Below are 17666 nucleotides of genomic sequence, written 5' to 3'. Positions count from 1 at the left end.
GGCGACATTCCCGTGACGAGCAGGGGCGTTCCAGGCCGGTTTGGACGTACGCTCGGAGCCCATGAACGACGCGCCCATCGGGATCTTCGACTCCGGTGTCGGAGGCCTGACCGTCGCCCGATCGATCAGCGAACTGCTGCCCGCCGAGCAACTGGTCTACGTCGGCGACACCGCCCACGTCCCGTACGGTCCCAGGCCCATCGCCGAGGTCCGCAAGCTTTCGCTCGACGTCTGCGACCACCTGGTCGAACAGGAGGTCAAGGCGCTCGTGATCGCCTGCAACTCCGCTTCGGCCGCGAGCCTGGCCGACATCCGCGACCGCTACGACATTCCCGTCGTCGAGGTCATCAGGCCCGCCGTCCGCCGCGCCGTCGCCACGACGCGCACCGGCCGGGTCGGGGTCATCGGGACGGTCTCGACGATCTCATCGGGTGCGTACCTGGACGCGTTCAACGCCGTCCCGGACGTCAAGGCGACCGCTGTGGCCTGCCCGGCGTTCGTGGATTTCGTGGAACGCGGTGTGACAACCGGCCGACAGCTCCTGGGCCTCGCCCAGGGGTACCTTGAGCCGCTACAGCAGTCGGACGTCGACACGGTCGTGTTGGGCTGCACCCACTATCCGCTGCTGTCGGGACTCATAGGACTGGTGATGGGAGAGGACGTGACACTGGTGAACTCCGCGAGCGAGAGCGCGCGCGAACTCTACCGCGTGCTCACCGACCACGACCTGCTGGCCGCCCGCACCGACACCCCCGAGCACCGGTTCCTCGCGACCGGCGACCCGGAGGCCTTCACCAGGACCGCGCGGCGGTTCCTGGGAAACCTGTTCCCGAACGCGGCGGCGGCCGTAATGGACAAGGTGTGATCTGCCATGAAACTGACGGTCATCGGATGCGCCGGCTCGTTCCCGGCACCCGACACGCCCTGCTCGGCCTACCTGGTCGAAGCGGGCGGCTACCGGCTGCTCATCGACTTCGGCACCGGTTCACTCGGTGAGCTGCAGAAGCACCTCGACCCGCACCTGATCGACGCGGTCATCGTCACCCACCTGCACGCCGACCACTTCTTCGACGCCTGCGCGTACGCCGTGATGCGCCGCTACGCCTCGAACGCGCCGAAGCACCCGCTGCCGCTCTACGGCCCCACCGGCGTCGCCGACCGCATCGTCGCCGCGTACGGCGGCCAGGGCGAGCTGTGCAGCCCGAACATGCGCGACGTCTACGACTTCCGCGAGCTCCAGTCCGGCACGTTCGACCTCGGCCCGCTCACCGTCACCGTCGACCGCGTCGCGCACCCGGTCGAGACCTACGGCCTGCGCGTCGAGCACGCCGGGTCCTCCCTGGCGTACACCTCGGACTCCGGGCCGTGTCAGGCGCTCGAGGCGCTCGCGACCCATTGCGACGTGCTCCTCGCCGAAGCCTCCTACCTGGAGGGCCGCGACAACCCGAAGGACGTGCACCTCACCGGCAAGGAGGCGGGGGAGTACGCCACCAAGTCGGGGGCCGCCCGCCTGCTCCTGACGCACCTCGTCGAGCCCTGGAACTCCAAGGCCCAGACCCTCGCCGAGGCCCGCGCCGCCTACACCGGACCCGTCGAGGTCGTCCGCCCTGGCCAGGTCTACGAGTTCTGACCGCCCGCCGCGGCGCATTTGGCACGTTCCCGGGATTCGGTTGTTGCACAAGGGCCGTAGCGTCGAAGGATGTCGAGCGATCCCAGCCCCCAGCCGTACCCCGGCGACCCCAACCAGCCGCCTCCGGGCGGCTACGGGCCGCCGCCGGGCGCGTACCAGCCGCCGCCGGGGGCCTACCAGGCCCAGCCGGGCGCTTACCAGCCGCAGCCCCAGCCCTATGTGGAGCAGGGCGTGCCGCAGCAGCCCGCCGGGGCCTACGTCCCGCCCGGCGCGTACAGCCCGGTTCCCATGCAGGCGCCCCGGAAGGGCCGCGGGCCCAAGGTCGCCGTCGCCGCGATCCTCTCCGTCGTGCTCCTCGCCGCCGTGGGCGCCGTCGTCCTCTTCAAGTTCGTCCTGAACCAGGGCCCCGACCCCGCCGAGAGCTTCCCCGCGACCGCGAGCATGTACGTCGAGCTCAACCTCGACCCCTCGTTCGACCAGACCCCGAAGCTCCTCGACCACCTCCAGAAGTTCGAGGACCTCGAGGACTACGACGACACGAACGAGCTCATCGACGGCTTCATCGAGGAGTCCGGCATCGACGGCGTCGACGCCGACGAGGACATCAACTCCTGGCTCGGGCGCCGCCACGGCCTCGCCACCTGGGAGCACGACGGCCAGACCTTCGCCGTCCTGAGCCTCGCCAGCACCGACGCGGGCGCCGCCGAGGACGGCATGGCCCAGATCCGCAGCGCCGCCGGCGCCGAAGAGGAGCAGCTCGCCTACACCGTCGAGGACGACCACGTCCTCGTCGTCATCGGCGAAGAGGGCGCAGCCGACGCGCTCGCCGCGGCCGAGACCGAGGCCGCCGACCAGCCCCTCGCCGAATCCGACCAATACAGCGAGGCCCGCGCCTGGCTCGACGAGGACCAGCTCCTCGTCCACTGGGTCGACATGGAGGCCGTCGGCGACATCGCCGAGATGACCACCGGCGCCGAGGGCGACGCCGTCAAGGACCTCTACTCCGGACACCTCATCTACGGCTTCTCCGCCTTCGACGACGGCTTCCAGCTGACCTACCGGATGTTCGGCGACGCCGACCACCTGTGGACCGGCACTGACGGCCTCGTCGAGTCCGCGGGCGCCCTGCCCGCGTCCGACGTCGCCCTCGCCGCCTACGTCCCCGAGAACATCGACGAGGTCACCCAGGGCTGGCTCGGCTTCTTCGAGGAGTTCTACGGCGTCGACGCCGCCGAGTCCGAACCGGTCGAAGCCCCGCTCACCGCCGAGGAGTACGCCGAGTACACCGAGCTCGACACCCAGTACTGGTCCGACACCCTCGCCCCCGAGGACGAGGCGCGCTACTGGGAGCTCGACTCCCGCTACTGGTCCGCCGGCACCGAGGAGGACCCCTGGGTCGAGGAGACCTACGGCCCCGACTTCGGCGAGGTCGAGTCCACCGTGAACGACCTCACCGGCCTCCTCGCCGGCGCCACCCTCACCGGCGGCGGCAGCTTCGGCGGCGACGAGTTCGACCCCGACTCGCTCCACTTCGCCGCGAACCTCGCCGAGGACCGCGCCCAGGAGCTCCAGGACTACATCGAGACCTGGAGCGAGGGCGAGCCCCTCCCCGAAGGCATCGAAGTGGACGGTTCCGAGCTCAGCTACACCGGACCCGCCACCGCCGACGGCACCCTCGCCGACGACGACCGCTTCTCGAGCTTCGCCGCCAACACGCCCGGCCAGTGCTCCGTCGTCGCCTGGGTCGACCTGTCCCGCGCCGCCGAGGAGTTCCCCGACGAGTTCGACGGGCTCGAACCGCTCTCGGCCTTCGCCTGGGCCCACGGCGCCGAAGACGGCGACGGCACCGGCGTCATGCGCCTCTACCTGAAGGATTAGCACCTGTTGGACGGGATCGGCCGCGCTACGCTCGATGGCGTGACCGATCCCGTTCTCCGTACCCTCCAGGCGCGCTGGCCCGCCGAGGAGCGGCTGGTCGCGGAGCCGGACTCGGCCCGCACCCCGTTCCAGCGCGACCGCGCCCGCATCCTCCACTCTGCCGGGTTCCGGCGGCTCGCCGACAAGACGCAGGTCCACACCGCCGGCACGGACGACTTCCTGCGCACCCGGCTCACCCACTCCCTCGAGGTCGCCCAGATCTCCCGCGAGATGGGCCAGGCCCTCGGCTGCGACCCCGACGTCGTCGACGTCGCCGGGCTCGCCCACGACCTCGGCCACCCGCCCTTCGGCCACAACGGCGAAGACGCCCTCCACGAGGTTGCCGGGCCCTGCGGCGGTTTCGAGGGCAACGCCCAGACCCTCCGCGTCCTCGCCCGGCTCGAGGCGAAGGTGCTCGACGGCGACGGCCGCTCGGTCGGCCTCAACCTCACCCGCGCCTCGCTCGACGCGACCTGCAAGTACCCGTGGACGGCCCGCGAGGGCGTGCGGAAGTTCGGCGTCTACGAGGACGACCGGCGCGTCTTCGAATGGCTCCGCGGCGGCGCGCCCGAAGGCGTCAAATGCCTTGAGGCCCAGGTCATGGACTGGTCCGACGACGTCGCGTACTCCGTGCACGACGTCGAGGACGGCCTCCACGGCGGCTACATCAACCTCGCGAAGCTCATGCACGACGCCGACGAGCAGGCCCGGGTCTGCGAGGCCGTCACGGGCCGCTACTCGGACGAGTCCCCGGCGGCCCTCGGCGAGGCGCTCCGCGAGCTCCTGGCGGACCCGGTCCTGGCCGGCATCCACGACTACGACGGCTCGTTCGACGCGATGGTGGGGGTCAAGAACTTCACCTCGACCATGGTGGGCCGCTTCGTGAACGCCGCCGCGAAGGGCACCACCGCGCAGTTCGGCGACGGGCGCCTCGAGCGCTACGACGCCGACCTCGTCGTCCCCGAACACGAGCGCGTCCAATGCGCCCTGCTCAAAGGCATCGCCTGGTGCTACGTGATGCAGCCCCGCAGCGACGAGGCCTGGTACACCCGCCAGCGCGAGATCCTCCAGGACCTCGTGGCCCTGCTCTGCGACCGCGGCGCGGACGCCATGGAGCCGATGTTCGCCGAACTCTGGACCCGCGCCGCCGACGACGCCGCGAAACTCCGCGTCGCCATCGACCAGGTCGCCTCCCTCACCGACGCCTCAGCAGCAGCCTGGCACCAGCGCCTTACGGCCTGACCGCGAGAAAAATTGTTCGTCCTGGCGTGTCCTCCCAGCCGACGGCTACCCTGGTATGTACATTCCGAGGCATGGCTTATACAAAGGGAGGTGCCGTCATGACGCGCACCATGATCGATCTCGATGACGAACTGGTCGCCGAAGTGAGCAAGGCGCTCGGCACCAAGACCAAGAAGGAAACCGTCAATTCCGCTATGCGCGAGGTATTGGAGACTCGTCGCCGTGCAATGGCGCTGACCCGGCTCCGCGCGATGGTGGAAGACGGTGCCATCGACTCGGAGCTCTTCGAAGACAAGAAGAACTACCGGAGATGAGTCCAGCTCGATACCTCATCGACACGAGCGCGCTCGCAAAGCTGCTTCGCGGCAACGGCGATAAGCATGGCTGGGACAGGGCGGCCGAGGCGGGGCTCATCGCGCTCTGCGACACCGTGGAGCTGGAATATCTATGGGGCGCCCGGTCCTGGGACGACCGGAACTCGATCATGGCCGTCTTCAACGGGATGTTCGGTTGGGTGTCGACCGATGATCGAATGTTCCGCCGAGCGCACGAAGTCCAGCGGGAATTGACTCGTCGCGGCGAACATCGGAGCGCCGGTGCGGCAGATCTGCTCATCGCCGCGGCAGCGGAACTCCACGACCTCACTTTGATTCACCGGGATCATGACTTCGAATGCGTTGCCGCCGTGACCGGCCAACCGCTCGAATGGTTCGGCCCCAAAACGGAGTAGTCGAGCACTAGATCCCCATTCGATCGGCGGCGCGGTGGACCCGCGCCGCTTCGTCGTTCCCGGTTCAGCGCTTGGTGAAGATCAGGTCGAAGATCTCGCGGTCGGCCTTCACGCCGCGGCGCTCGAACTTCGTGACCGGGCGGTGGTCGGGCCGCGGGGCGTAGCCCTCCGCAGTGTTCTCGTACGCCGCGTCGGCGGTGAGGACCTCGAGCATCTGCTCGGCGTAGTCCGCGATGTCCGTGGCGCAGTGGAGGACCCCGCCCGGGCGCAGGAGTCCGGCCATGGTCGTGACGTGCTCGGCTTGGATGATGCGGCGCTTGTGGTGGCGCTTCTTCGGCCACGGGTCGGGGAAGTACACCCGGATCTCGTCGAGCGAGCCGGGCGCGATGCCCTTCCACAGCAGCGGCAGGGCGTCGCCCTGGTAGATCCGCAGGTTCGTGAGGCCGCGCGCCTCGGCGCGGTCCATGAGGTCGGCGATGCCCTGCGGGTAGACCTCGACGGCGAGGAGGTCGCGGTCCCGGTCGGCGTCGCCCATCGCGGCGGCGGCCTCGCCGTTGCCCGAGCCGATCTCCAGGATCACGGGCGCGGTGCGGCCGAAGAGCTTCGCGAAGTCGATGCGGCCCTCGTCGGGCTCCCAGTCCAGGCCGTAGCGCGGCCACAGGCGCGCGAAGGCCTCGTCGTGGCGGGGCTTGTTGCGTCCTTGACGGAAGTTGAACGTCAGGATGTGGCGGTGCTGCGGTTCCTCATCAGGCATAACCGCGCCAGTTTAGCCGGGACCCCGGTGTGCGCTGCTTCATGAGCGGCGCGGCGTCAGCGCTCGAGCTTCGCCGGCGCCTCGTAGGAGCGGCCGCGCACGCCCGCGGGGCCGTCGGGACGGCGCGGGTCCGGACGCGGCGCCGGCGCGGCCTCCTCGCCGAGCGAGCCGTTCTCGAACAGGAACGACTCGCGGGGGCCGAGGTCCTCGTCGTCCTCGTCGCCGTCGGGCTGCTCGGGCACGTAGGTCGGCGGGCCGACCTCCTCGTGCTCGGGCTCGGCGGCGATCATGGCCTTGGGCCGGCGGCCCGCGCGGCGCTGGCGCTTGGCGCGCTCGCGCAGGAAGTAGACGTAGCCGCCGAGGGCGGCCGCGGAGAGGCCCGCGCCGATCCAGAAGCCCGGTCCGGCGATGGCGACGCCGGCGAGTTCGAGCAGCGTGAGCACGATGAGCACGTAGAGGATGCGGCGGTGGCGCCGCCGCCACCATTCGGCGCGCATCCGCCGAAGCCTGGCCTGCTCGTGCATCTCGGGGTCCTCGCCGGGGTACGACTCGTCGGCCTTCAACCGTACCGAGTCGCCGCGGCGCGTGCCGCGCCGCTCCCACCCGCGTGAGTTCGATTGCGCCGGAAGGCCTTGCCCGTCGAGGAGCTCGTCGAGGGAGTCGTCCTGCTCAGGCGCGTCGCCGGAGCGCTCCAGCGCGAGCTCTGCGGTGTCGTGGGAAGTCGGCCGGGCGGGCCGGTGGCCTTCGCGGTCGAGGACGCGGGCGTCGGACGAGGCCCGGTCGGCGATCATCCGCTCGTCGGGGTCGTAGCGGCGCACCAGCGCAGGAGTCAGGGCCAGGAGGGCGGTGGCGGCGAGGAGTGCGAGTAGGACCGATGCGGGCATCGTTCACCTCCCTTGCGTCGAAGTCGGCCGGGAATGCGTTAGCAAACTGTACGCAATGGCCTGACGTAATTCCGACAGTTACCTGGAACCAGGATGGGAAGTCCCAATACGATCACGCCTGGTCACAATCACATCACAAAACATGGTTATGCCGGGTTTTTGCCCTAAACTCTCTGCAATGTCCAGTTCGCCGGAAGCCTGCCCGAACGGCTGAACGGGCGCAACTCGCGACGTGCTCGATCGTTAAGTCAAGGAAGGCTCGTAAAGGGGGCAGCACCGCTGCCCGGCAGCGCCGTCCCCGCCCGCGAGCGAACACCCGAGCCCCCCGATCGTACGAGCTCGGCGCAACCTGGAAGGAGCACCGGCGACGATGCCCGAGACCGTCCCCGCCGGCGATTCCCGCCACCTGGACCCGGACCCCGGCGAAACCCCCGAGACCCGCTCCGACCCCGAACTCATCGCCGCCACCCGCGGCGGCGACACCACGGCCTACGCCGTGCTCTACGAGCGCCACGTCCACTCCGCGCGCCGCCTCGCCCGCATCCTCTCCCGCGACCCCGCCGGCGCCGACGACCTCGTCTCCGAGGCTTTCGCGAAGCTCCTCCACACCTTCCGCGAAGGCGGCGGCCCCGACCTCGCCTTCCGGCCCTACATGCTCCAGACCCTCCGCAACACCTTCTACGACCGGGTCCGCCGCGACAAGAAGGTCGAGTTCACCGACGACCTCACCGAGCACGACTCCGGCGAGATCTACGTCGACCCCGCCGTCGAGGGCCAGGAGCGCCGCTACGCCGCGCTCGCCTTCGGCAAGCTCCCCGAGCGCTGGCGGATGGTCTTGTGGCACACCGAGGTCGAGGAGGACTCCCCGGCCAAGATCGCCACCATGCTCGGCATGACCCCGAACGGGGTCTCCGCGCTCGCGTACCGCGCGCGCGAGAAGCTGCGCCAGAACTACTTGAGCGAGCACGCGGCCGACTCCCCGCGCGAGGAGTGCCGCTGGACCGTCGACCGGATCGGCGCGCGCGTGCGCGGCAAGCTCGGCGAGCGCGAAGCCTCCAAAGTGGACGACCATTTGGACTCGTGCGTCACCTGCAACCTGCTGTTCGCCGAGCTCACCGAGTTGAACTCGGGCCTGCGCGGCGTCATCGCCGTGATCTTTCTTGGCGGCGCGGCTTCGCCGTACCTGGCGGCGGGCGCGGTCTCGGCCGCGGGGATCGCGTTCGGCGGGGCGCTCGCGTACCTGTTCATGCCGTTCAAGGCGGTCGCGAACTGGATCCGCCGGATCGTGCAGCAGCTCGGCACCAAAGGCACCGTCGCCACCGGCACCGCCGCTGCGGTGGTCGCCGTCGTGGCGATCGTCGCGCTCGGCGGCGAGGAGGAGCAGCCGCCGCAGGCCGCCCCCGAGGAGCCGGTCGTCCAGGCGGACGACCCGGAGGACGAGCCCGCGCCGCCCGCTCCGCCCTCGCCCGACGACGTGCCCGAACCCGACCCGGAGGACCCGGCCGATCCGCCCGCACCCGAGGACGAGTCGGAGCCTCCCGCGGCCGAACCGGCCGCGTACGGGATCGCGCACGGCCTCGGCTCGAGCGGCCTCGTGGCCGGCGGCGAAGCGATCCTCCCGATCCGACTCGCCCCGCCCGGCGGCAGCGGCGGCGGCTACGCGCCGGTGACCGAGCGGTCCCAGGACGGGTCCGGCCCGGACGAGCGCTTGGCCGAAGCGGCTGGCGCGCAAGCGGACACGGATGGTGAGGAGCGACGCGGCGGCGGCTATGCGGCCCCCGTCGAGCGAAGCGTAGACGACGAAGTGCTGGCCGAGCGCAGCGAAGACGACGAGACGGTTCTGGCCGAGCGCAGCGGAGACGGCCAAGCGGCTCTGCTCGAGCGCAGTGCAGCGGTTCCGTTCATGCGCAGCAGCGACAGCGAAGCGGCGCCGGTTCAGCGGCAAGGGCAGGCCGCTTCGGACGGCATCAGGCTCGACATCACGATGCCTGCGGGCATCACGCTCGCCTCCGAGACCGCCGATCCCGGTTGGACGTGCGCCGAAGACGGCTCGGTCGTCCACTGCACGATCGCGAGGATGCCCGACCCGGCCGAAGCCAACGTGCGCATCCTCATCGGCGAGGACGTGAGCGGCTACCAGACGTTCGGGGTCTCGGTCGAGGGCCCGGGGATCAGCGGCACGACTTCGCTGCAGGTGCCGATCGCGCCCGCCGGGAGCGAGGTCGGGTTCGCGAGCGTGGACGCCACGGGCGTCACCGCGGCCGGGAACACCTGGCTGACCTGCTCGGTCCCCGGCTGCAAGGAGCTCGTGCGCGTCGGCGGCGGCGAGCAGTGGCCGATGAAGCCGTACAAGGACACGACCGCGCCCGCGGGGCGCGAAGGCGAGGCCGTCTCCGGGGCGGTGCTCGAAGTGCCGGACGGCGCCGAGGTCGAGTGGGCGGGCCTGTACTGGGCCGGCGTCGAGGAAGGCCTGCCGACGGCGGTCTCGCTCGCGGGGCCGGGCGGGTCCTGGACCGACCTCAGTGCGGAGGCGGTGCGGGACACGGACCCCGGGCGGCAGGCGTTCGTCGAGGTCACGGACCTCGTGCCGGGCGGCGGCGAGTACTGGGTCGCGACCGACAACCACCAGCTGCCGGCCACCGAATGCGACCACTGGCCGATCGACCTCGGTGCCGAGTGCGTCGAGCGGCGCTGGGCCGGCTGGTCGCTGACCGTGGTCTACACGGAGCCGGGGGCGCCCGTCACGGAGGTCGCGGTCTACGACGGGCCGCGCGCGGCGGACACCGAGATCGAGGTCGAGGACGGCGGCGAGGTCCAGGTCGCGGCGACGCTGTGGGGCGGCTCGGGCTACCGCCGCGGCGACAGCCTGAGCGCGGGCGGGCAGGGGCTCGGCGAGCCCGCGACCTGCCGCGCGCACGGGGCCGTGGAGAACCCGGACTGGTACGCGTTCGGCGTCGACGTGAACGTGTACCGGGTCGCCACGGGCGAGGAGGCGGTGATCCGCTTCGAGCGCGGCGACGACCCGTTCATCGTGGGAGTGGTGGCAGTGGCAGCGCCGACGGGCGACGACGCGGCGGAGTAAGGCCGCGCGGTGGGGCGATGGAGTAAGGCCCGCTGCGGGCCTGCGGGCCTGCGGGCCTGTGGGCCTGTGGTGCTGGGGGACTGCGGGGGTGAGCCGAGGAAAGCTCGGGCGGGCGCCATGCGGCCGCGGCCGCATCGCAGCATAGGGCATGCCCCTTCCCACCCGCATCCGCCTCCGACCAACCGAAAAAGACCACACTCCCACGTGGGTCCGACATTTCAGCGTTCTCGCAGTTCACGGCTTTGCCCGGATCTCGGCGGTACCGCTCCCGCGCGTGCCCGGGTAGGCTGTGCATTGATGTCGACCTCCATTGAGACTCCGCCGCCCCCGGCCGCTCGTCGCGGTCTCGCGGGTCTGTTCACGCGCGCGATCGGCCTGTTGAGACGCCACGCGGCCGAGCTGCTCCGCTTCGCCGGCGTCGGCGGTGTCGCCTACGTGGTCGACATCGGGCTGTTCAACCTGATGTTCCTCGGCCTGGACTGGTCCGAGCTGTACGCCAAGATCATCTCGGCCGTCATCGCGATGACCGTGGCCTTCTTCGGGAACCGCCAGTGGACCTGGCGCGAGCGCCGCGGCAGCGCCGCCGCCCACCGCCAGTACGCCCTCTACTTCTTCTTCAACGGCATCGGCCTGCTCATCGCGCTCGCCTGCCTGTGGGCCAACTCCGGCCTGGCCCAGATCTGGCCGCAGTACTTCGACACCGACCTCGCGGTGAACATCGCCGCCAACGTCGTCGGCGTCGGCCTCGGCTCGATCTTCCGGTTCATCGCCTACCGCACCTGGGTCTTCCCGCACAGCCCCGAACTCGCCGAGGCCTCGGCGAAGTAACGCGCGCCGCCGAGAAGGCCGAGCAGCGGCTGACTCGTATCCCCGAAGGCGCCGCTCAACGCAGAAGGCCCGCGCCGCAACGGCACGGGCCTCTTGTCACGCCTTAGGAACTCAGGTGCCGTCGGCCGCGCCGGCACGACGCGAGCGGTCGTCCTCGGCCAGCTGGTACAGCAGCGCCTTGGTCTTGTCGACCTTCGGGACGTCGATCAGGTTGATCTCGCCGTCGTCGGAGGCCGAGTCGATGTTCATGTCGCCGAACCCGAAGATCCGCTCCCAGACGTTCTGGGTGTACGACACGGTGTTCACGCGCGCCAGCGGGATATGGCGGCTCTCGCGGGTCACGAGGCCTTCGCGCCACATGATGCGCTGGTCGGTGATGACGTAGTGGGTGGAGCGCCAGCGGATCCACGGCAGCACCGAGAGCCAGATGAGCAGCGCCAGGAAGAGCACGACTTCGGCGAGGATCAGCCACAAGGACCAGCTCTCGTCGATCTTCGCGGTGTACGTGATCGCGATGGCCCCGATGGCGAGGAAGACCACGAACCACAGGACGGGGCCGACACCTTCCTTCCAGTGCGGGCGGGTGTGCAGCTTGACCACTTCACCGCGGGCGAGTTGATCGTCGGGATATCCCACTGCGGACCTCCAGGAGTGAGAACGGGCGGGGGCAGGACGCATTCACGGCCCGCAGTTCACCGAGGCTGCCAGTCCGCGGCTCGCAAGTCGTGCCATGGGTACAAATACCAAAAGCACAGTACAACACCCAGGCATTGCGGTTCGTCCCCCGATTCAGGCGAAGTCCCTGAATCCGCGGGTCGCTCGCTTTCGCTAAGGCACCCAACCGTTCTTCGCGGCGTGCCAGCCCAGTTGGATCCGGGTGTCCACGTCGGCCAGATCCATGAGCTCGCGCACGCGCCGCTGCACGGTCCGCAGGCCGATGCCGAGCTTGGACGCGATCGACTGGTCGGTGAGCCCGGCGATCAAGAGCCCCAGCAGGACCGCGTCGTCCTCGTCGAGGCGCTGCGCGCTGCTCGCCTCCGTCGTCGCCGGGATGCCCGCCGACCACAACTGGTCGAACAGGGCGCCCGCGAGCTCCACGATGGAGCGGTTGCTCGTGACGATCGCCTTCGGGCGCCCGCCGCCCTCCTCCATGAGGGTCGTCTTGTCGTCCACAATGAGGAGCTTGAGCGGCAGCCGCTTCGCGAACCGCACCTCGTCGCCCGAGGCGAGCGCGTGGCGCAGGTAGTCCGAGTACGGGTCGATGTCGAGCACGGCCCGGTCGAAGAGGATGCGGTGGCAGACCCCGCGGGCCTGCAGGTCCTCGTGCAGCGCGGATTCGGGCACGGGCAGGACCATCGGCGGGCGCACGAACGTGCGCAGCCGCTTCTCGGCGCCGGCCTTGAGCTGCCGCAGGCGGGAGCGGATCGCGACGGGGCCGCTCACGACCTCCCAGCTGCCCTGCTCGCGGCCGCCCGGGCCGGGTCCGGCGCGGTGGATCTCGAGCAGTTCGCGCAGGGCCTCGTACTCGTCGAGGACGTCGCCGAGCTGCGAGGCGATGCGTCCGCCGAGGACGGTGTCGGGTCCGACGGCGCGGAAGCGGGAGTCGGCGACCATGGTGGCGAAGCCGTCGTCGACGAGGCGCATGAGGACGTCCCTGGTGCGGCCGGGCGCGAGGCCCGCGTCGGCCGCGAGCTGCGAGACCGAACCGTCCGACTTGGACAGCAGGAGCCGGTAGAGCCCTTCGGCCTCGGGGTCGAGGCCGGTCGGCCCCGGAGGCTGCGGGGCCTCGGAGGGTTCGTCGCCGTGCGCCTGGCCGGCCAATCGCCTCTCCTTCGCTGCTGTGCTTCGCGGCGCCGCGCCGCCTGGGTTCCCCGGGCCCTAACCCTGGGGCCGCAGGTGGACGATGTCGCCGGCGGCGATGGTCTCCACGGTGCCGTCGGGGGCGGCGATCCGCAGGCAGCCGTCGTCGTCGATGCCAGCGGCGCGGCCGGTGAGCTTGCGGCCGTTGGGGAACGATACCGCGACGTGGCGTCCGAGGGTCGCCGAATTGCGGCGCCACCGCTCGATCACGGACGCGGGCCCGCGCTCGTTCCAGGTTTGATAGACGGCCGCGGCGTGGGCGAGGAAGCCCGCCGCGATCTCGGTGCGGTCGAGCGTGGAGGCCCCGGCGATGTGCAGCGAGGTGGCCTCGGGGACCGGCAGCTCCTCCTCGGTGAGGGAGACGTTGAGCCCGGCGCCGACGATCACGGCGTTCCCCTCGACCTGGGCGAGGATCCCGCAGACCTTGCGGCCGTCGATGAGGACGTCGTTGGGCCACTTGAGCTTCGCGCTGACGCCGCACACGGCCTTGAGCGACTCCTCGAGGGCGACGGCCGTGAGGAGGCTCAGCGTGCCCCACTGCTCGCGCGGCACGGTGGGCCGCAGGAGGAACGACATGGTCAGTCCGGCGCGGGCCGGGCTCACCCACTGCCGGTCGAGGCGGCCGCGGCCGCTCGACTGCTCCTCCGCGATGAGGACCTTCCCTTGCGGTGCGCCGTGCTTGGCGGCCTCCGCCAGGTCCGCATTCGTCGATCCGGTGACTTGCACCACATCCAGCTCGGCCCAGAAGTCGGACTTCTCCGACAACAGCGACCAGAGCTGGTGACGGTCCAGTGGCTTTCTCGTCGGTGTGCTCACGCACATAGCGTAGCCACAGGGAAGGCCGATACGATCCGAGTCGTGACCGACATCGACTTCCACACGACCGCCGGGCGGCTCACCGACCTGGCCGAGCGCCTCTCCGAAGCGGCCACCGGGAACCCCCGGGCGATCGAGAAGCAGCACGAGAAGGGCAAGCGCACTGCCCGCGAACGCCTCGAGCAGCTGCTCGACGAAGGGTCGTTCGTCGAACTGGACTCCCTGCGCAAGCACCACTCCACCAGCTTCGGCATGGAGGCCAACCGGCCGTACGGCGACGGCGTCGTCACCGGCTACGGCACCATCGAAGGCCGCGAGGTCTGCGTGTTCGCGCAGGACTTCACCGTCCTCGGCGGCTCGCTCGGGCAGGTCTCGGGCGAGAAGATCACCAAGATCCAGGATCTCGCGCTGCGCACCGGCCGCCCGATCATCGGCATCTCCGACTCCGGCGGCGCCCGCATCCAGGAGGGCGTGGCCTCCCTCGGCGGCTACTCCGAGATCTTCTTCCGCAACGTGCGCGCCTCCGGCGTCATCCCGCAGATCTCGCTCATCATGGGCCCCTGCGCGGGCGGCGCCGTCTACTCCCCGGCGATCACCGACTTCACCGTGATGGTCGACCAGACCAGCCACATGTTCATCACCGGTCCCGACGTGGTCCGCGCGGTGACCGGCGAGGACGTCGGCATGGAGGAGCTCGGCGGCGCCCGCACCCACAATGCGGTCGCGGGCAACGCCCACTACCTGGCCTCGGACGAGACGGACGCGCTCGAGTACGTCAAGCACCTCCTCTCGTACCTGCCGTCGAACAACCTCGACGAGCCGCCCGCGTACGAGTCCAAGGACGTCGAGCTCGACCTCACCGCCACGGACCTCGAACTCGACACCGTCATCCCCGACTCGGCGAACCAGCCGTACGACATGCACAAGGTCCTCGAATCGGTGCTCGACGACGGCGAGTTCCTGGAGACCCAGGCGCTCTTCGCGAAGAACATCATCACCGGGTTCGGCCGCCTCGACGGCAAGCCCGTCGGCGTCGTCGCCAACCAGCCCATGCACTTCGCGGGCTGCCTCGACATCGACGCCTCGGAGAAGGCCGCGCGGTTCATCCGCTTCTGCGACGCCTTCAACATCCCGATCATCTCCTTCGTGGACGTCCCGGGCTTCCTGCCGGGCACCTCGCAGGAGCACGACGGCATCATCCGCCGCGGCGCGAAGCTCATCTACGCGTACGCCGAGGCCACCGTCCCCAAGCTCACCGTCGTCACCCGCAAGGACTACGGCGGCGCGTACTGCGTCATGGGCTCCAAGGGCGTCGGCGCCGACCTCAACCTGGCCTGGCCGACCGCCGAGATCGCGGTCATGGGCTCCCAGGGCGCGGTCAACATCCTCTACCGGCGCGAACTCGCCAAGGCCGACGACGAGCAGGCCAAGCGCGCCGAGCTCATGTCCGAGTACGAGGAGAAGCTGAACAACCCGTACGTCGCGGCCGAGCTCGGCTACATCGACGCGGTCATCCAGCCGCGCGAGACCCGCGCGATGCTCGTGCGCGGCCTGCGCATGAACGCCTCCAAGCGCGACGAGCTGCCCGCCAAGAAGCACGGCAACATCCCGCTGTAGCGGACAACCAGGAGGGCGGCGAGGCACCTGCCTCGCCGCCCTTTGTCGTTTCCTCTCACCCGATCCGGTGAGACCCCCACGCGTCCGCCGCGCCGACCGCGCCCACTACCGGGCGAAACCGCTTTGCCACGAGAAGCGTCGCGCACCACTCCCATCCCTGGAGCCCGATCCGGGTACCGTCTTATACAGCTGGGGGAAGCGGGACAATTCGTCCCGCCCGACGATTGGGAGTGGGCCATGACACCTTTCGGAGGGATGCTGCCAGGGCTGCCGTCCCGGCGGTACGCCATATTGATCGACGTCGGCTACCTCTACGCGGCGGCGGCCGAGCTCCTGCTCGACGCCACCTCCCGCCGCGACTACCGCGTCGACGCCGAGAAGCTCATCAAATCCCTCATTGAACGCGCCGCCCACCACCTCTCCGACGGCGAACTGCTGCGCCTCTACTGGTTCGACGCCGCCCGCGACCGCGTGCCCACGGTCGACCAGCGGGTCATCGCCAACATGGAGTTCGTCAAAGTCCGCCTCGGGAACCTCAACTCGCGCGGCCAACAGAAGGGCGTCGACGCCCAGATCCGCTCCGACCTGGAACTGCTCGCCCGCCACCACGCCGTCCATGAGGCGATCCTCCTCGCCGGCGACGAGGACATGGTCCCCGCCGTCGAGGTCGCCCAGGCCTACGGCGTGCGCGTCCACCTCTGGGGCGTCGAACCGCCCTACGGCACCAACCAGGCCGAGCGCCTGGTGTGGGAGTCCGACACCGTCGCCACCATCGAGGCCGAGGACCTGCGGGCCTACTTCACCAAGAGCGGCACCGCCGCCGCCGCCACGTACAGCATGGTCGGCGCCCCCCTGGCGCAGCCCGAACCGCGCGTCCCCAGCCCGGCCGCGGTCTTCGGCCAGCGCCAGTCCGTGGCCGTGACCATGAATGCCGCCGAGGCGCTGGCGCAAGCCGAGTCGGCGCGGCCGAAGTTCGTGCGCACCACGCAGACCGGCGAGAAGCTCGACCCCGAGACGGTGCGCCAGATCGGGGAGTACGTGGGCCACAAGTGGCTCCTGACCAGGGGCGCGGACAACATAGCGGATCTGCTCCCCGGCCCCCAGCTGCCGACGGTCATCGACAAGGAGCTGCTGGTGGAAGCCGAGAAGGAACTCGGATACTCTCTACGCGACCACCCGGAAGCGCGGATCTGGGTCCGCGACGGCTTCTGGGAGCGGGTGCACCGCGAATTCGATATCGACGAGGAGTAGTTCTCGATGAGTCTGGAACTCAAGGTCGTCCGTGGCAACCCCACAGATGAAGAGCTCGCCGCGCTGGTCGGGCTGATCACGGCCCTGCCGCGCCCGGTCGAGGAGTCCGAGGCCCCGAGCCGCCGGGCCGCCTGGTCGAACCCCGGCCTGAAGCTGCGGGTGCGCCGGGCCTGGCGCGACACCTCCGTGCCGGCCCGCAGGGGCATGGACCGTTGAGCCGACCCTTCGACAGCGCTTCAGGGCACGAAGCGGCGCGGCCGTTCGTCCTCGCCTCGCAATCGCCCGCGCGGCGCGAACTGCTGAAGGCGGCCGGGATCGAGCCGCAGGTGATCGTCTCCGGCGTCGACGAGAGCCAGGTGATGGGCCACGACCCGGCCGAGCTGGCGGCGACGCTCGCGGAGATGAAGGCGAACGCGGTCCTCAACCTGGTGGGCCCGGACTCGCTGGTGCTGGGGTGCGATTCGGTGCTGCACTTCGGGCACGAGATCCTCGGCAAGCCCGGCGGGCCTGAAGAGGCGACGTCGCGGTGGAAGCGGATGCGCGGGAACTCGGGCACGCTCTACACGGGGCACTGCCTGATCGACGTGGCCGCGGACCGGCAGATCGTGCGCTCGGCGGGCACCGTCGTGCACTTCGCAGAGGTCTCCGACGAGGAGATCGCGGCGTATGTAGCGACGGGTGAGCCGCTGCACGTGGCCGGCTCGTTCACGCTCGACGGCTACGGATCGGCGTTCATCGACCGCATCGACGGCGACCCGGGCACGGTCATCGGCCTCTCGATGCCGCTGCTGCGCAACATGTTGGGTGAGCTGGAGATCGCGCTGCACAGTCTGTGGCGGTAGGCGGAGGCGTGAACGGTAAGCGATGAGCGGCGAGGCCGCGAGCGCCGGCGCGCTTCGCGGCGCGTAGGGCATGCCCCTTCCCACCCGCATCCGCCTCCGACCAACCGAAAAGGACCACACTCCCACACGGGTCCGACAATTCAGCGTATTCGCAGTTCAAGGCTGCTGTGGCCGGTCGCGCCGTCCGGCGATCCGAACCGGGGCGGGGCCCGT

General features: G+C 70.3%; 17 protein-coding genes. 12 read left to right on the top strand and 5 right to left on the bottom strand.

What is annotated here, in order from left to right:
* Nucleotides 1-61: 61 nt before the first annotated feature.
* From murI to O2L52_RS09630, 6 genes are all read left to right on the top strand, one after another.
* A complete protein-coding gene (murI, locus tag O2L52_RS09655; RefSeq protein ID WP_270115166.1) occupies nt 62-865 on the top strand; it encodes a glutamate racemase in 804 nt (267 codons plus the stop codon).
* A 6-nt stretch (nt 866-871) separates the two neighbouring features.
* The gene (locus tag O2L52_RS09650) at nt 872-1630 is read left to right on the top strand and encodes an MBL fold metallo-hydrolase (protein ID WP_270115165.1); all 759 of its coding nucleotides are present in this window, start codon (nt 872-874) and stop codon (nt 1628-1630) included.
* Between the two features lie 69 nt (nt 1631-1699).
* Nucleotides 1700-3508 carry a hypothetical protein gene (locus O2L52_RS09645; RefSeq protein ID WP_270115164.1) on the top strand — a complete coding sequence of 603 codons (1809 nt, stop codon included), beginning with the start codon at nt 1700-1702 and terminating at the stop codon, nt 3506-3508.
* A 39-nt stretch (nt 3509-3547) separates the two neighbouring features.
* Nucleotides 3548-4789, top strand: a complete 1242-nt coding sequence (locus tag O2L52_RS09640) for a deoxyguanosinetriphosphate triphosphohydrolase (protein WP_270115163.1) — start codon at nt 3548-3550, stop codon at nt 4787-4789.
* 98 nt (nt 4790-4887) lie between these two features.
* Complete coding sequence (locus O2L52_RS09635; protein WP_270115162.1) at nt 4888-5103, top strand: type II toxin-antitoxin system VapB family antitoxin; 216 nt, start codon at nt 4888-4890, stop codon at nt 5101-5103.
* On the top strand, nt 5100-5519 hold the full coding sequence (locus O2L52_RS09630) for a PIN domain-containing protein (protein WP_270115161.1): 420 nt from the start codon (nt 5100-5102) through the stop codon (nt 5517-5519). The genes O2L52_RS09635 and O2L52_RS09630 overlap by 4 nt, the downstream gene beginning before the upstream one ends.
* 64 nt (nt 5520-5583) lie before the next feature.
* On the opposite strand, the gene trmB is transcribed toward O2L52_RS09630, so the two are convergent.
* Both trmB and O2L52_RS09620 read right to left on the bottom strand, forming a co-directional pair.
* A complete protein-coding gene (gene trmB / locus O2L52_RS09625; RefSeq protein WP_270115160.1) occupies nt 5584-6273 on the bottom strand; it encodes a tRNA (guanosine(46)-N7)-methyltransferase TrmB in 690 nt (229 codons plus the stop codon).
* Nucleotides 6274-6329: 56 nt separating this feature from the next.
* Nucleotides 6330-7157 carry a hypothetical protein gene (locus O2L52_RS09620; RefSeq protein WP_270115159.1) on the bottom strand — a complete coding sequence of 276 codons (828 nt, stop codon included), beginning with the start codon at nt 7155-7157 and terminating at the stop codon, nt 6330-6332.
* A 370-nt stretch (nt 7158-7527) separates the two neighbouring features.
* Here O2L52_RS09620 and O2L52_RS09615 point away from each other — a divergent pair, with 370 nt between their 5' ends.
* Both O2L52_RS09615 and O2L52_RS09610 read left to right on the top strand, forming a co-directional pair.
* Complete coding sequence (locus O2L52_RS09615) at nt 7528-10239, top strand: sigma-70 family RNA polymerase sigma factor (RefSeq protein ID WP_270115158.1); 2712 nt, start codon at nt 7528-7530, stop codon at nt 10237-10239.
* A gap of 297 nt (nt 10240-10536) precedes the next feature.
* The gene (locus O2L52_RS09610; protein ID WP_270115157.1) at nt 10537-11067 is read left to right on the top strand and encodes a GtrA family protein; all 531 of its coding nucleotides are present in this window, start codon (nt 10537-10539) and stop codon (nt 11065-11067) included.
* A gap of 111 nt (nt 11068-11178) precedes the next feature.
* Here the strand turns inward: O2L52_RS09610 and O2L52_RS09605 are convergent, their stop codons facing one another.
* The 3 genes from O2L52_RS09605 to O2L52_RS09595 all read right to left on the bottom strand — a co-directional run bounded on the left by O2L52_RS09605 (nt 11179) and on the right by O2L52_RS09595 (nt 13743).
* Entirely contained in the window at nt 11179-11703 is a 525-nt protein-coding gene (locus O2L52_RS09605; protein ID WP_270115156.1) for a PH domain-containing protein, read from the bottom strand.
* Nucleotides 11704-11895: 192 nt separating this feature from the next.
* Nucleotides 11896-12888 (bottom strand): hypothetical protein, encoded by a 993-nt coding sequence (locus O2L52_RS09600; RefSeq protein ID WP_270115155.1) that lies wholly within the window; start codon nt 12886-12888, stop codon nt 11896-11898.
* Between the two features lie 57 nt (nt 12889-12945).
* A complete protein-coding gene (locus O2L52_RS09595) occupies nt 12946-13743 on the bottom strand; it encodes a biotin--[acetyl-CoA-carboxylase] ligase (protein ID WP_270115154.1) in 798 nt (265 codons plus the stop codon).
* Nucleotides 13744-13776: 33 nt separating this feature from the next.
* Here O2L52_RS09595 and O2L52_RS09590 point away from each other — a divergent pair, with 33 nt between their 5' ends.
* The 4 genes from O2L52_RS09590 to O2L52_RS09575 all read left to right on the top strand — a co-directional run bounded on the left by O2L52_RS09590 (nt 13777) and on the right by O2L52_RS09575 (nt 17453).
* Nucleotides 13777-15360: an acyl-CoA carboxylase subunit beta gene (locus tag O2L52_RS09590; RefSeq protein ID WP_344471998.1), complete on the top strand. Its 1584-nt coding sequence runs from the start codon at nt 13777-13779 to the stop codon at nt 15358-15360.
* A 237-nt stretch (nt 15361-15597) separates the two neighbouring features.
* Nucleotides 15598-16611 (top strand): NYN domain-containing protein, encoded by a 1014-nt coding sequence (locus O2L52_RS09585; protein WP_270115152.1) that lies wholly within the window; start codon nt 15598-15600, stop codon nt 16609-16611.
* A 6-nt stretch (nt 16612-16617) separates the two neighbouring features.
* Nucleotides 16618-16827, top strand: a complete 210-nt coding sequence (locus tag O2L52_RS09580; protein WP_270115151.1) for an acyl-CoA carboxylase subunit epsilon — start codon at nt 16618-16620, stop codon at nt 16825-16827.
* Nucleotides 16824-17453, top strand: a complete 630-nt coding sequence (locus tag O2L52_RS09575) for a Maf family protein (protein WP_270115150.1) — start codon at nt 16824-16826, stop codon at nt 17451-17453. Before O2L52_RS09580 ends, O2L52_RS09575 begins: the two co-directional genes overlap by 4 nt.
* Nucleotides 17454-17666: the final 213 nt, after the last annotated feature.

Source organism: Glycomyces algeriensis (assembly GCF_027622855.1).
Lineage (GTDB): Bacteria > Actinomycetota > Actinomycetes > Mycobacteriales > Micromonosporaceae > Glycomyces > Glycomyces algeriensis.
The sequence above is the reverse complement of the archived record's forward strand: the minus strand, read 5'-3'. Positions and strand labels throughout refer to the sequence as shown.